The 15651-nt window shown below is 59.5% G+C and carries 9 protein-coding genes and 1 tRNA gene; 5 read left to right on the forward strand and 5 right to left on the reverse strand.

The genetic code is table 11. The features are described from left to right. Positions 1-91: 91 nt before the first annotated feature. A tRNA-Ser gene (locus CA51_RS00270) sits at positions 92-173 on the reverse strand. A 259-nt stretch (positions 174-432) separates the two neighbouring features. Here CA51_RS00270 and CA51_RS00275 point away from each other — a divergent pair. The 5 genes from CA51_RS00275 (at position 433) to CA51_RS00295 (ending at position 9502) form a co-directional block, all read left to right on the forward strand. After that, complete coding sequence (locus CA51_RS00275; protein ID WP_145117162.1) at positions 433-2703, forward strand: transglutaminase family protein; 2271 nt, start codon at positions 433-435, stop codon at positions 2701-2703. 180 nt (positions 2704-2883) lie between these two features. Further along, positions 2884-3366 (forward strand): MarR family winged helix-turn-helix transcriptional regulator, encoded by a 483-nt coding sequence (locus CA51_RS00280; RefSeq protein WP_145117163.1) that lies wholly within the window; start codon positions 2884-2886, stop codon positions 3364-3366. A gap of 174 nt (positions 3367-3540) precedes the next feature. Continuing rightward, entirely contained in the window at positions 3541-5043 is a 1503-nt protein-coding gene (locus tag CA51_RS00285; protein ID WP_145117164.1) for a sulfatase, read from the forward strand. A 115-nt stretch (positions 5044-5158) separates the two neighbouring features. Further along, positions 5159-8182, forward strand: a complete 3024-nt coding sequence (locus tag CA51_RS00290; RefSeq protein WP_145117165.1) for an exo-alpha-sialidase — start codon at positions 5159-5161, stop codon at positions 8180-8182. 36 nt (positions 8183-8218) lie between these two features. Continuing rightward, positions 8219-9502: a polysaccharide pyruvyl transferase family protein gene (locus CA51_RS00295; protein ID WP_145117166.1), complete on the forward strand. Its 1284-nt coding sequence runs from the start codon at positions 8219-8221 to the stop codon at positions 9500-9502. 300 nt (positions 9503-9802) lie between these two features. On the opposite strand, the gene CA51_RS00300 is transcribed toward CA51_RS00295, so the two are convergent. The 4 genes from CA51_RS00300 to CA51_RS00315 all read right to left on the reverse strand — a co-directional run bounded on the left by CA51_RS00300 (position 9803) and on the right by CA51_RS00315 (position 15602). Then, complete coding sequence (locus tag CA51_RS00300; protein ID WP_145117167.1) at positions 9803-10369, reverse strand: peptidylprolyl isomerase; 567 nt, start codon at positions 10367-10369, stop codon at positions 9803-9805. An 802-nt stretch (positions 10370-11171) separates the two neighbouring features. Next, positions 11172-12875, reverse strand: a complete 1704-nt coding sequence (locus CA51_RS00305; protein WP_197451488.1) for a Y-family DNA polymerase — start codon at positions 12873-12875, stop codon at positions 11172-11174. Continuing rightward, on the reverse strand, positions 12790-13554 hold the full coding sequence (locus CA51_RS00310; RefSeq protein ID WP_197451489.1) for an ImuA family protein: 765 nt from the start codon (positions 13552-13554) through the stop codon (positions 12790-12792). Before CA51_RS00310 ends, CA51_RS00305 begins: the two co-directional genes overlap by 86 nt. A 374-nt stretch (positions 13555-13928) precedes the next feature. After that, positions 13929-15602: an SDR family NAD(P)-dependent oxidoreductase gene (locus CA51_RS00315; protein WP_145117170.1), complete on the reverse strand. Its 1674-nt coding sequence runs from the start codon at positions 15600-15602 to the stop codon at positions 13929-13931. Positions 15603-15651 lie beyond the last annotated feature (49 nt).

The raw sequence follows: 15651 nt of genomic DNA on the forward strand, positions 1-15651 counted from the left end.
GCCCGCCGCATCAGCGACAGGACGCATTCGATCGAGCCAAAAAAAAACACCGCCTGAAACGCAAAGGTTTCAGACGGTGTTTTCGTCAAAGCGGAGGACACGGGACTCGAACCCGCAACCCCGTGAGGGGCAACTGATTTCGAATCAGCCTGCTAGCCATTCGCTTATCCTCCTCGACCCGGAATTGATAACGTATCGGCCGACAACCGTCAAGCAGGATCGAGCGGCGGTTTGGATTTGCGTGCCAAAGTCGCAGCATTTTGCGGGACTTTTCCCCAACTCATGTTTTCGGGGGGCCAGCCGTTTCCGCGTTGCTAGCGATTGCCGGTCGGTTTTGATTCGCATGGGTTCGTCGATCGGTTACGATTGAACGCTACCCCGCCGGTCTCTCTTTGGCCGCTCCCCGCACGTACGTCGCAGCATCGAGTGAACATGAAATACGCTTTTTTTCAATTGCTGGCATTTCTCGGAGTTTCAATCGGAGCGGCTTTCGCCCAAGATGCCGCCGCGCCAGCTGATGCTCCCGCCGCGAACGCTTCCCCCGACGCAGCGGTCAGCGAAGCGGCGGTCGATCCGGAATCGGACCCGCAGGCCGAGGCGATCGTTCGCCAATTGCGGCCCTCGCTGGTCACGATTCGTGTGAAGGGACGCGATGGGCAACAGCGTGGGCTGGGCTCGGGCTTCATCGTCGACGCCGAGGGCTTGATCGCGACGAATCTGCATGTAATCAGCGAAGGACGCCGATTTTCAGTCGAAACGGCTGACGGTCAGTCATTAAAAGTCTTGGCGGTCGAAGCGTCCGACAGCACGCACGATCTGGCGTTGGTCCGCGTCGAGCTGCAGGATACGAAACTTGTTCCGCTGCAATTGGCCGCCGCCGATTCGATCGCTCAGGGAGCGACGGTGATGGCGCTCGGGAATCCGTTGGGGCTGGAGTACAGCGTCGTGCAAGGGATCGTTTCAGCGATCCGCGATGTCGACGATCGTCAGATGATTCAGGTGGCGATGCCGATCGAATTCGGCAACAGCGGCGGACCGCTTGTCGATGCGAAGGGGCAGGTCCACGGGATCATTAATATGAAGAGCGCGATCCAAGAACGGGTCGGTTTTGCGATTCCGATCGCCCGACTGCACGAGTTGCGAGCGCGGCCGAATCCCGTCGTGATCGATCGCTGGGCGCGGTTGGGGCGGCTGGACGAAAAACGCTGGACGCCACAAGCGGGAGCCGATTGGCAGCACAGCAGCGGGATGATCCAGGTTCGCGGCAGTGGTGGCGGAATCGGCGGTCGGTCGCTGTGCGTGTCGTCGCTCGCCATTCCAGAGGAACCGTTTGAGATCTCGGTCAGCGTCCGTCTGCACGATGAAACCGGCGCGGCGGGGCTGATCTTTCACCGCGACGCGAAGGACCGACACTACGGGTTTTATCCCAGCAATGGGCGGCTGCGGTTGAGTTGCTTTCTGGGCCCTTCGGTCTTCTCTTGGCAGGTGCTGGCCGAAGTCGACTCGCCCGATTTTCTGCCGGGCCAATGGAATCGTTTGAAGGTTCGCATCGACGATCAGGGAATCAAGTGTTACGTCAACGGCAAGCTGGCGATCGAATCCAACGATACTCAATTGACCGGCGGCAACGCTGGCTTGGCGACTTTTCGGTCGACCTCGGCCGACTTCCGGCAGTTCCGCGTCGGCGATATTTCGGAAGACGATCAACTGGCCGGGCCGGCTCAAGATTGGTTCGCTGCGACGGCGTCCGATCCTCAGAAGCTCGATGCCGTTTCGCAAAGTGAGCTCGAGATGTTGGCGGACAGCCGCGACGCCAGCGTGTTGGAACTGGCGCGTCGTGCGATTCAATTACAGCGTCAAGCGAAACAGATGCAAAAGCTGGCCGAAGATGTTCGCCGGGTCCCGGTGTTGCGAGCGTTGGGCGATCTGCTGACCGGAGAGGACGAAGACGATCTGTTGCGCGGGGCGCTGTTGGTCGCGTCGTTGGACAATCCCGATCTCGATATCCAAGCCTATCTCGATCGGATCGATCAGATGGCTGGCGAGATCCGCGAGGGGCTCGCTGAAGACGCCGATCCGGCGGCGCGGCTGAAACAACTCGATCGCTATCTGTTCGAAGAGAACGGTTTTCACGGCGGCCGCGACGAATATTATCATCCCGCCAACAGCCATCTGAATCGTGTGATCGACGATCGCGAAGGGCTTCCGATCACGATGGCGATCCTGTACATCGAACTCGGTCGTCGGCTGGGGCTGGAGATCGAAGGGGTCGGATTGCCGGGGCACTTTGTCGTCCGGCATATCGATGGAGAAAGCGAAGGGCAGTTGATCGATGTCTTTGAACGGGGCGAGCGAATGTCGCGCGCCGACGCGGCTCGGATCGTGCTGCAGTTTTCCGGCCGAATGCTCGAGGGGAACGATCTTCGCCCGCAGACGACCGAAGATATTTTGATCCGCGTGCTGCGGAACCTGATGGGATCGGCGGGGCGATTGCGCGACGCCGAAGCGGTGTTGCGGTATATCGATGCCTTGGTCGCGCTGCGTCCCGACGATGGCGAATACCGGATGATGCGAGCCGCGGCGCGGCATCAGACCGATCGCGATCATGCGGCGTTGGAAGATCTTCAGTGGTTGATCCAGAACCAACCGCCGGGGATCGACATCCACGAAGTCCAAGAGATGCGTGACTTCTTGCTGAAGTAGGGGCTCGCGAAGTGTGTCCCTTCGCCGCGGATGGTGAAGCAATGACGATTGCGGTGTTTGGGCGACAGGTCCGCGGAAACCTCAACTTATGGGTGGAATCCCAGCCAAACGAGGTTGACCGTTGGTCCGCTTCCACGCAAACTATTGATGCATAGTTTAATTCCTAGTGGGTGTTCACCGATGTCCAGCAGCCAGTTGCAAAAAGAACTCAAGAAGAAACGCCCCTTCGAATCGCCCGAACAGGAAGCGATCTTGAACCTGTTGCGGACCAACGACCAATTTCAGAATCGGTTTGGGCGGCTGTTCCGCGAATATGGTCTGACCTCGTCGCAGTACAACGTGTTGCGAATCTTACGCGGCGAGGGGAACCCGCTGCCTTCGTTGGAGATCGCCGAGCGGATGATCCAAGTTGTGCCGGCGATCACCGGGCTGATCGACCGCTTGGAAAAGCAGGGGTTGGTCACGCGAAAACGCTGCCTGGAAGATCGCCGCGTGATCTACATCGAGATCACCGACAGTGCGCTGGCGCTGCTGAAACAGATCGACGAACCATTGCTCAGTCTTCACAAGCGGTTGATCGGACACCTGAACCGCACCGAACTGAAGGAACTCAGTCGGCTGCTGGAGAAGGCTCGGTTGAGTCTGCCGGGACTGGACGATTGAATTCGGTACCGCCGCCGGTCACAACCAGTGTTTTAATGAGCGGGTAGGCTGAAACATAAACGCTGATCGCCCTGTGTTCCGCTGCGGCTTTTGCTTGCAAGTCTATAGATTTAGGGTAAAATCGGCGGCTGCGTTGCCGGGTTTCGGCGGCGATTCCTGGCGGAGTTCCAACCGATGTCATCGAATGCAACGCGATTTTTCTTTGGTTGTCCAGTATTGCCGTTGCTTTCTCGCGTCCTGTTCTTCGCCAGTTGCCTCCTGCTGACGTCGGTCGCTAGCGCCGCCCCCAACGTCTTGTTCATCGTCGCCGACGATTTGAACTGTGCGATCAGCCCCTACGGCGATCCCGTTGCCAAGACGCCGAATTTGGAACGCCTTGCCAAACGTGGGCTGACGTTCACGCGGACTTATTGCCAACAAGCGGTCTGCAATCCATCGCGGTCTTCGTTTTTGACGGGGCTGCGTCCCGATACGGTCAAAGTCGACGATCTTCGCAAGTATTTCCGCAATACGGCGGCCGGTGGCAGCACGCTGGTCACGCTCCCCCAGCACTTCAAGAACCACGGATATTTCTGTCAGAACATCGGCAAGATGTTTCACAATATGGGCGACACACAAGACCGCCGCTCGTGGTCGATCGATGAAGTCCTGTTTCGCGGCACCCACGCGGCCGACACGATTTACAACAACACGCCCAGCGGTGGCAAGCCGCGGCAATTTAAGGCTCCGGCGACCGAAGCTCACGACGTTCCCGATACCGCCTATCGCGACGGGCAGATCGCCAATCTGGCGGCGGCGATGATTCGCGATCACGCCACCAGCGACCAACCGTTTTTCCTGGCGGTTGGATTCTGGCGGCCCCACCTGCCGTTTGTCGCTCCGCGGCGGTACTGGGATTTATATGACGCCGACACGATCCCGATGCCCGACCCCGCGGCGGCGCCAGAAGATGTGCCAGCGATCGCGATGCATCCCTCCTCCGAAATCCGCGGCTACGGCGGTGTGCCGAAAGATCGTCCGCTCAGCGAGGCGGAGGTTCGGCATCTGCGCCACGGCTATTACGCATCGATCAGTTTCATCGACGCGCAGGTCGGCGAGATCTTGGACGCTTTGGACGCAAGCGGTCGAGCCGACGACACCATCGTTGTCTTCACGTCCGACCACGGCTTCCACATCGGCGAACGCACGCTATGGGGAAAGACCTCCAATTTTGAACTCGACGCCCGCGTGCCGCTGATCGTTGTCGCCCCACGGCATCCGGCCAGCCAAGGCAAATCGACGCCAGCTCTAGCTGAACTCATCGACCTCTATCCAACTCTCGCCCAGCTCGCTGGCATCTCCGACGACCTCCCGCGGCGACTGGAAGGGACCAGTTTGGCGCCGATCTTCGAAGACCCCAAAGCTTCGGTCAAACAAGCTGCTTTCACTCAACATCAACAACCCTTTTACGGCAATCCCAGCAACTGGAAGGCTTGGGGATGTTCGATGCGAACCGATCGCTGGCGGTACACCCGTTGGACGGCGATCGACAGCGGCGACGTGATCGCGCGGGAACTTTACGATCACGACCACGATCCGCTGGAAACCACCAATCTCGCCGCCGATCGCGAACACGAGAAAATGATCGCGGAATTTGATCAAACATTAGCCAATGCGTTTCCAGAGCGACAACAATAGACGGTTTCCGCTTTTGGAAGCTTCCCACCCCTACCTGTTTGCGACGGTGCCACGCCGACGCTCCACCCCACGTGACGATCCAACCCAACCGCCATCGACAATTACTTCCGAGGTGATGAAAGTGACACGAATCCTAACCCGGCTGCCCCTCGTTGCAGCGCTGATGTTTGCCAGTTGCCTGACGGCTCAAGAGAGCGACTGGAAACTGTTGCCACTGGAATACAACAACCCCGGCCTGAAGGTCGATCTGGGCGTTGGGCTGTGGGCCTGGCCGATGCCGATGGATTACGACGGTGACGGTGATATCGACTTGTTGGTGTCGTGTCCCGACAAACCCTCCAACGGCGTCTATTACTTCGAGAATCCGTCGCAAGACCCAGCTGAAAAGATGCCGGTCTTTCTCCCCGGAGTTCACGTTGGCAAGACTTCGCACAACATGCAGGTCAGCTACGTCGATGGCAAGCCGCGGATCCTGCATACCCGTTTTGAATACCCTCGCGACGAAGCGACGGGTGCGTTTGCCTTCGACAAGAGAAAGCAGATCTATCCTAAGGGGAACGTCCACGAAAACAACGTCCGCGGAAACATGTGGCGGTACGTCGATTACGATGGCGACGGTGATCACGACATCGTCGTCGGCGCCGGCGATTGGTCGGAATACGTGTGGGACAACGCTTACGATCGCAATGGCCTTTGGAAGAACGGGCGGCTGCGTGGTTACGTCTACTTGATCGAGAACGCTGGCAGCGATCAGGAGCCGCAGTATTCCGACAAGCCTGTCAAATTGCAGGCTGGTGGCGGCGATATCGACGTCTACGGCTGGCCCTCGCCCAACTTCGCCGACTTCGATGGCGATGGCGATCTCGACTTGTTGTGCGGTGAATTCCTCGACGGCTTCACCTACTTCGAGAACATCGGCACGCGGACAGAGCCAGAATACGCTGCCGGCAGCAAGTTGGCCGACGATACCGGCAAGCCGCTGGTGATGGATCTGCAGATGATTACTCCCACCGCGTTCGATTGGGATGGCGATGGCGATCTCGATTTGATCGTCGGCGATGAAGATGGACGCGTCGCGCTTGTCGAAAACAGTGGCCAGATGCGCGGCAGCAAGCCGGTCTTCTTGGCTCCCGTCTACTTTCAACAGGAAGCCGATACGCTGAAGTTTGGTGCGTTGGCGACCCCCGCAGTCTACGACTGGGATGGCGATGGCGACGAGGACATCCTGTGTGGCAACACGGCGGGATACATCGGTCTGTTCGAAAATCTTGGCGCCGGCGAGAACGGAGCGCCAAAGTGGGCCGCTCCTAAACTGCTGGAAGCGAAGCAGAGTGAAGCCGCTGACAGTTCGCAGGTCTTCCGAGTCCTCGCTGGCAGCGACGGTTCGATCCAGGGGCCGTGCGAAGCGAAGTGGGGTTACACGACGCTTTCGGTTGCCGATTGGGATGGCGATCAAGATCCCGACGTCATCTACAACTCGATCCTCTCTCGCGTCGGCGTGTTGCGGAACGACGGTGGCGTGTTGATCGACACTGCGTTGGAGACCGGACAACGCGAAGCTCCGCCAAGATGGTATTGGTGGCAGACGTTGGCGTCGGACACGTTGACCCAGTGGCGGACGACTCCATTTGCCATCGATTTCGATGCCGACGGTAGCGTCGATTTGGTGATGCTGGATCAAGAAGGATTCCTGACGCTGCGACGCGGTGGCAAAGCTGCCGAACGCATTTTTGTCGACGAGAACAATCAACCGTTGCAGTTGAACACCAGGTCGTGTGGCAGTTCGGGACGCGTCAAACTGACGGTTGTCGACTGGGACGGCGACGGGCGATTGGACGTGCTGGTCAACTCGCAGAACGCTCTTTGGTACCGCAACTGCGAAGATCGCGATGGCAAGATCGTACTGAAGAAGGTCGGCAATCTGGCGCGGCGGAACGTCGCTGGGCACACATCCAGCCCCGCGGTCTGCGACTTCAATCGCGACGGCAAACCCGATCTGTTGATCGGTGCCGAAAACGGACGACTCTATTTCGCCGACCACAACGACTGCATTGCCTATCCCGAGGAGAAGCTGGTGGCTGCAAAACCTAAGGCGATCGAGGAGCCCAAATTCCCTGGTTTTGTCAGTGAGGAATTCGTCTACACCAAAGCCAGTTTCCCGCAGTGCCATGCGTCGACGATCTGCGAGACCAATCGTGGGTTGGTGGCCGCTTGGTTCGGTGGAACGCGAGAGAAGGATAAAGACGTTGGCATCTGGGTCAGCTATCACGATGGAAACGGATGGTCGTCACCGAGGGAATGGGCCAACGGCGTGCAGCACGATGGGCTTCGGTATCCCTGCTGGAACCCCGTCCTCTACCAATCGCCTGGAGATGGGCCGACGTTGCTGTTCTTCAAAGTTGGCCCCGACCCACAAACTTGGTGGGGCGAGGTGATGGTCAGTTACGACCGTGGGCGTTCGTTTGTCGAGCGCAAACGATTGCCCGAAGGGATCGATGGCCCGGTCCGTTGCAAGCCGATCCTGTTGGCCGATGGCAAGACGCTGCTGTCGGGTTCGTCGACCGAATACGACGGTTGGACGATCCACTTCGAATCGACAACGCTGACCGATGGGCAGCCCAGCGGAACCTGGAAACGTGTCGGCCCGATCGAACCGGCGACCGATTTCAACGCGATCCAGCCGACGATCCTGCAGCACGCCGATGGGCGTTTGCAGGTGCTGTGCCGGACCAAGGAGAGCGTGATCGTCAGCAGCTTCTCCGACGACGAGGGTGCTTCGTGGTCGAAGCTGGAACCGATCGACATGCCGAATCCGAACTCGGGAATCGACGTCGTGACACTCAAGGATGGCCGTCAATTGATGATCTACAATCACCTTGGCAGCGGCAAAACCGGCTGGGGGCGACGCGGTCTGCTGAACCTGGCGATCTCCGACGACGGCCTGGCGTGGCATAAGGTCGGCGTTGTCGAACGCGATGAAAAGGGTGAATTCAGCTACCCCGCGATCATCCAATCCGACGACGGTTTGGTCCACATCAGCTACACCTGGAAGCGTCAGCGGATCAAACATGTGGTCGTCGATCCGGCAAAGATCCTTGCCGGAAGCCTGTTGAGCAAAGACAATTGGGATGCAGAGTGATTTCTGCATATCGAATCCCCCAATTTTTCAGAGCTCATGAATAATAACCTCTTCAATCGACGCGACGCCCTGGCCATGCTGGGGCTCGCGACAGCGGGTGCGGCGATGGCTGCCGACAACGCAGCGGCACCAACAAAGGCCAAGAAAAAGATCCTGCTGCGATCGTCTTGGCAAACCGTCAACATCGGCGACATCGCTCACACGCCCGGAGTGCTGCAAATCCTGCGGACTCACATGCCCGACGCGGAGATCACGCTGTGGCCTAGCCGCGTCGACAATGGAGTCGAAGAGTTGCTGCGGGCCGAGTTTCCGAAGCTGAAGATCATCAAAACCGCTGCCCAGCGGAAGCAGGCTTTTGAAGAGTGTGAGTTTCTGTTGCACGGTTCGGGGCCTTCGTTGGTTGCACAAAAAGATGTGATTCGTTGGCGCGACGAGACACAAAAACCGTATGGCGTCTATGGGATCACGCTACCGTCGAAAGGATCGGCTTCCACGAAACCGACGACGGAACCTGCGATGGCGAAGACGATCGAGGTGCTGAGCGGTGCCGAGTTTGTTTTCTTCCGCGATTCGCATTCGCTGGCTCTGGCCAAAGAAAAGGGTTGCCAATCGAAGATCATGGAATTTGGTCCCGACGGCGCGTTTGCTTGCGATCTGCGGGAACCGGAAAAAGCGAACGCCTTCTTAAAAGCCAACGATCTGCAGCCGGGCAAGTTCCTGTGCTGTATTCCGCGGCTGCGTTACACGCCCTATTGGACGATCAAGGATCGCCCGTTCGACGAGGTGAAACACGCGCGGAACGAAGCGATGAAAGAGCACGATCATGCGCAGCTGCGTCGAGCGATCGTCGAAGTGGTGAAGACGACCGATCTGAAAGTCTTGGTCTGTCCCGAAGATCAAACGCAGATGAAAGTCGGCAAAGAATTGTTAGTCGATCCGCTGCCGGCGGAGATCCGCAAACGTGTCGTTTGGCGGCCGAACTATTGGTTGACGGGCGAAGCGGTCAGCACGTATGTGCAAAGTGCGGGGCTGTTTGGCAACGAGATGCATTCGCCGATCATGTGCATCGGCCACGGCATCCCGGCGATCGTCTGCCGCTGGGCCGAACAGACGTCCAAGGGCTACATGTGGGAAGACATCGGGCTGGGAGATTGGCTATTCGATCTGGACAATCCCGCCGACATGCCGAAGATCGTCCCCGCGGTTCTCGAGATGGCTCAAAACCCCGACAAAGCCAAACAAATCGCTGCGGCGGGTCGCAAGGTTGTCGAGCGAAGGCAAGCCGAAACGATGGCCGTCTTAAAGCGTTCGCTCGCTTAGACGATTGCAGCGAAGTCCAACACGGAATGCGTTGCGCTAAGCAATCATCGCTTGGCCACAACCGCTGGCTTCACTTGCCAGCCGCATGGAAGGTGAGACGTTCGAAACGTGGCACGCCACGTTCGCGATGTCGTCGCAAGAAAGATCGGCTGAAGTCTTTGACGTCAGCGGTTGCGCGTCACGACGAGGGTCGTGACAAAGAGTGGTCGGCGATCCATCGCCTTTGAGGCACCAACGTGCAACGCGACTGTTCGCGTTGCAGGGGGCAGCAAAAGGGGAGGCTTCGCCGAGGGGCGTCGCTTATTGAGCGATCGTGACCTTTTCGATGATCACGGGAGTGCGTGGGACGTCGCCGTGAGGGCCAACGTTTCCGGTGGCAACTTTGCCGATCGCGTCGACGATTTCGGTTCCCTTGGTCACTTTGCCAAACACGCAATACCCAAAACCATCGCGAGCGTTGGCCCGGTCCAAGAAACCGTTGTCGGTGCCGGTGTTGATGAAGAACTGGCTGGTCGCGCTGTGAGGATTCGGAGTCCGCGCCATGGCGATCGTGTACTTTTCGTTCTTGAGTCCGTTGGCCGATTCGTTTTGAATCATCGCGCCGGTCTCTTTCTCTTGCATGTTGGGCGTGAATCCACCGCCTTGGATCATGAACCCATCGATCACGCGATGGAAGATCGTGCCGTCGTAGAAGCCTTTGTTAGCGTAGTTAACAAAGTTCTTAACGGTCTCGGGAGCTTTGTCGGGATACATCTCGATCTGGATCGGCCCCATCGAGGTCTTCATATCGACAACAACAGGATTGGCAGCGCTAAGCGTGGCGGTGGCCAACAGTGTTACGGCAAGCATCGCAGCGAAATTTCGCATCGGGTAGATACTCCTTGGTATCGGAAAGGCAGGTGGTTAGGTTTCACATCGCCCAGAGTCGTCGCAGCGGAATGAAACCGAGGGTTCTTGAGGTTCAACGACAGGCTATTGTCCGTACCTGACCTGCAAAGGCAAGTCCAATCGATCGAAGTCTTTTCTATAAACCAAGTTTTGCTAGCAAACCCTAGCTTACTCAGATCGAAGCGTTCTCGCCGTTTTTTGAGTGAAGCAGGAGCAACACATCACTTCACCCTCCCAAAACGCAGTTTGGTAGGGAGGGTCGAACCAGCGCAGCGAGGTTCGGGGAGGGGAGTCCGCGGGGAATTCCAAGCGTCTCGAACCAGCGGAAGGCCCTCCCCGAAAAACGTCGCTAAACGCTCGTTTTCCGACCCTCCCTGGCTTCGCCGGGCGAGTGAAGCAACCCACTACTTCACCCTCCGCAAACGCAGTTTGAGGGGAGGGTCGAACCAGCGAAGCGAGGTTCGGGGAAGGGAGTCCGCGGGGAATTCCAAGCGTCTCGAACCAGCGGAAGGCCCTCCCCGAAAAACGTCGCTAAACGCTTGTTTTCCGACCCTCCCTGGCTTCGCCGGGCGAGTGAAGCAACCCATTACTTCACCCTCCGCAAACGCAGTTTGAGGGGAGGGTCGAACCAGCGAAGCGAGGTTCGGGGAGGGGAGTCTGCGGACGATCCCGTGCCGCTCGAACCATGGTAATGCCCTCCCCGAAAAACGTCGCTAAACGCTCGTTTTCCGACCCTCCCTGGCTTCGCCGGGCGGGTGAATTAATGCATCCTTCACCCTGCTCAACCAAACAGTCCGTGCAGATACCACTGGCTGGTCGTCAGTTTGCGATAGATCCAGAACCAATCGCCTTGATTGGTCTCGATGCGAAAGTAATCGCGGCGGATCATCGATCCGCTCCACCAAGCTGTCTCGATTCGCTCGGGGCCCCAAAAACGATGCGTCTGCAGTTGGCGATCGCGGTATCCGAACAGCATCGGCGGCGTCCCCCGCTCGATCTTGAAGACTGTCAGTTCGATCGGTGCTTTCAACAATTGGATCGGTCGCCGCAGCGGGTCGTGCGGCGAGGGGACAAAGCTTTCGCTGTCGGATTGCTCGTTGAAAAATCCCCGCGGCTTCGTCGAACGGGATGATTTTCGAACGGCCGATCGGCTGCCGCCGCGTCGCATCCGCGCGATCTCACCGACCGGTTGGCCAGTCAACGGTTGAGTTCGGTAGGCTGATTCGGGTTCAGGATTCCGCGTCGCCCGGACTCCCAACACCGATTGGCGCCCCAGTCGTCCCGCCAGGTTATCGATCAGATTGGCAAGCGCCGGAGCGCTGTTGGCATGCGTCGACACGTCGCCGATCAGATCGGGTTGGCGTTGCTGCAGCGGAGCGGTTAACGTGGCGGAGACCGCCACGCGATGGACGTCGGCCGGCAACCGCTGGCGGCCGAAATGATTGGCCAATAAACGGTTGAGGTGTTGGTCGTCGGCGGTCGGCGCGAATAAGCTCAATCGCATCTCGACAGCTTCGTGCTGCAGCAGGTCAAACCGGCAAGCGATCCGCAGCGCGCCGTGACCACGCCGTCGCAGCCCCTTCACCAACCGCTGCATCAATTGTTCGCTGCTGTAGATCAGGATCTCCGTGTCGCGCGTCGGATGCTCCAGATCGATGCTGACATGATCTTCGGGACGGTGGTGGTAGACGGGCAGCGGTTCGTCGGCGCGACCTAACAGTTGGTCGATCCGCAACATCAAATCGGCACCCAGCCGCGTGGCAAGTCCTTCGCGAGGGAGCCGCAGCAATTGACCAAATTGCTCGATCCCCAGCCGAGCCAGCGTCTCGACACAAGCCGGTTCCAACCGCATCACGCGGGTTGGCATCGAGACCAAGTGATGGAACTCGGTCTCCGGTTTGGTGATGCAATAACGTTTTGTTGTTTCGATGGTCTTGCGACGCGAGGCGGGGCTTCGCGCCAAACCCCACGCGGCGGCTAACGTGCTGGCCAGCGCGATCCGAACCTGCAGGTTGCGGCTTTGGAAAAATTCATCGATCTGGCGGCAGAGCGATTCTTCGCCATCGAACAACGGACCGATCCCGGTCACGTCCATCACCAAGCCTTGCGGCATGTGCAGCAGCTGGCCCGCCCAAGGGCGTGGGCCCAGCGGTTCCATGCCGACTAGCGGACTGAAGCGTTCGGTGCAGGCGGCGGCGAGTTCCTGCAGCGCTTCGAGGTCGGCTTGAGCGTCGTGCGGTTGAGTCGTCGATTGCGCATCGGTTGCCGCTTCGATCAACGAAGTCGCTTCGCCGCCCGACATCTCGACTTTGATCCCCGCCATCGCGGCGCGGCGACAGCAGGCGACGACGCGCTGTCCGCGGCGAGGGTCGCGAGCGATCAAGACCAGCGGCGGGCGATCAGGCCCGGCGGGCAGATTGCTGGCGGCGTGCAGTCTTTGGATGGGCCAATTCGGCAGCCAAATGCTGAGCACTCTTGGATTCACGTGGCAGTTCCTTGCGAACGATTCGCGACTGTTGATCGATCTGCAGCATCAATTGCTGTCCGGCGGTAGCCCCGCGGGCACGCAGCAACCGCACGGCCAGCAGGCGGTCGGAATTCGCCGTCAGAATGGAGGTCGGGGCAGCCGATCGGGGGACGACTCCGCGGACCTGCCAACGGACCTCGGCCCAGCTGGTTTGCCGGATCGCTGTCGCTGGCCGCAACAGCATCCCCAACGTCGCTCCCGTTTCGGCAGCCAATTGCAACCGCCGGGCATCGTTGTCCTGCAGATTCCCGATGCGTCCCCAAACCGCCGCTACCGCGGAACAGCGAAGCGATTGGTCGAGCGACCAGATCAGGTCTTCTCGCGACTTGGGCTGCAGCAGCACGATCGCATCGGCTGGCAACCCGGCAGCGATTGCGGCGGGGGGATAAAACGTCCGCTCGGTGTCGACGATCACGACCTTCCCCCCGGTGTGCCGATGAGCCGCGACCGCACCGGTCAGCGACAACCAAGCCGCACCGCCGGCGTGCCCGACGTCGATCCATTCGACCAATGAACCAGGGGGATAACCGGCTTGGGGGAGCAGTGCATCCAGCGGTTCGATGCCCGAAGAGATGGCCTGCGACTCGGGACGCCGAGCCGCTTCGACGCGGCGGAGCTGTTTTCGTAAGCTAGACAAAACGTCCGCTTTGCCGGCGGGCGGCTGGCACTCGTCCTGCTCGCCGTTTTTCGGACACCGTTGCTGTGTGGAAAAAACGTCAGTTTTGGCGTCTGGCGGCGCGGCAGCTAGCTCGGCAGAACCCGCGGCCAGCGGTGGTTCCACCGGCGGCTGAGCCTTCCTTTCTGGAAATGCTAGCGTTTTTGCAGGCTCATCCCACAATTGCAGTTGCACAGACATCGCTCCCTCACCATGAACTTGATGTATCGGTGAAACATCAATGCTATCACCAACAATTCAGTTGTCCACGAAGAGGATATTTGGCGTTTGGACACGTTTGGTCCCCGCCAAAAAAGGGTTCCCAGCAGGGGGGCGTGACGCGGTCGAGTGCGGCGTTAGTTGGGAGTTGCCAGTTGTTCTGCGCCGCCGGCGATGATCACTTCGGGCGTTCCGCGATCTCCGCAGGCGATTTCGTCGAGGAACATCTGCACGCCCAGCGGTGGTGGGATCAGGGTCAGCCCGCGCGCCGTGAGATGCTTTTCCAGGTCGGCGACCATGCCGATCTCCGCCCACGGTCCCCAAGCGACAGCAAAGGTCCGCGTTTGCGGCCAAGCTTGGTTCAGCGTGCAGGCGACTTTGCCCAAGACCTCGTTCGCCGCCGCGTAGTCGCTCTGCCCGCGGTTGCCAAATCGGCTGGCGACCGAAGCAAACAGGGCGAGGAACTTCAATTGGTTGGGGGCGATCGCATCGATCAGTCCTGCTGTGCTGTGGACTTTGGTGTTGAAGACGCGATCGAACGAATCGGGAGTCTTGTCGCGCAACAGCTTGTCTTCGATCACTCCCGCGCCGTGGACCACTCCGGCGATCTGGCCGTATTCGGCTTGGATGTTATGCAGCATGGCGGCAAACGATTCGCGATCCGAGACGTCGACCGATCGGTAGTCGGCATGGCCGCCAGCCTGCCGGATTCGATCCAACGTCTGCCGAATCTCGCGGGCCGCCATGATGCGATTCGCTTGCCGTCCGATCTCGGCCGGTTTGGGCGTTTCGCCTCGCGCTTTGGCCAGCTGGATCAGGGCGGATTTCAGTTCCACGTCGCTGGTCGCCGCAGCGATCTCCGCCGGTTCAACCTGTTCGGGCAATTGAGACCGTCCCAGCAAAACCAGTTGCGATTGATACTTCTTCGCCAGGCCGACCGCCATCTCAGCGGTGATCCCTCGGGCGCCACCGGTCATCACGATCACTTCGCCCGGTTCCAGAACCAGTTTGTTTTCGCTGGCGGGATCGATCGTCGCGGCGATCGGTTCCCAGGTGATCCGGCCAGCGCTGCTGACACCAATCTCCAGCGGTCCGGTCGACTGACCCAGTTCCGCCGCGATGGCATCAAAGGTCGTGGAGGTGTTCATTTCGGGGGAGATATCGACGGCGCGAACCAAGACGTCGGGCCATTCCAAGCCGATGCATTTAACCAGACCCAAGATACCGCCATGGGCGGCGCGAGCGATTGGTTGGTCGGCCGACGTGCCGTAGCCGAGTCGCCCGTCGATCGCGGTTGCTGCCAGCAGGACTGCGCTGCCGTTCTTAGCCGCTTCGGTTAGATCGGATTCCATCGCTCGAGCCAACAGGTAGAGCGATCGGGAATCGCGGCGTGCGCGATCGACAAGGGTGTCGGTGTCGCTAAACTGCGACAGAGGCGATAGATGGATCAGTCCGGCCAGGGCGTCGTGGTGCTGACGCAGAGCTGGGATCAGAGCATCGATCACCGCGGCGTCGCTGAGATCGGCTTCGATCACATCGTCGATCGTCGACAGGTCCAACGGTTTGCCGTCGACGTGACGCAGCAGAACGGTTGGATGGTCGAACATGTCAAAACGTTCGACGACTTTGTTGGCGATCCCGCGGTCGTCGCAGGTGATGACAACGGTTCCGGCGGGCAAGATCCCAGCACCCAGGTTGCTGCCCAGCGGCGCGGGGATCAACCGCACGCCACCTCGCGAGATCGGAATCGTTCCGTCGTCGACGACCTCGGCGGCTGGGGATGCTTCGGGCGCAGGGGGTGTTGATTCCACAGCGGTCGCGGCTTCGGCAACGGCTGTTGGTTCAGCGGGTTCGACCGCC

It is taken from the genome of Rosistilla oblonga (genome assembly GCF_007751715.1).
Taxonomy (GTDB): domain Bacteria; phylum Planctomycetota; class Planctomycetia; order Pirellulales; family Pirellulaceae; genus Rosistilla; species Rosistilla oblonga.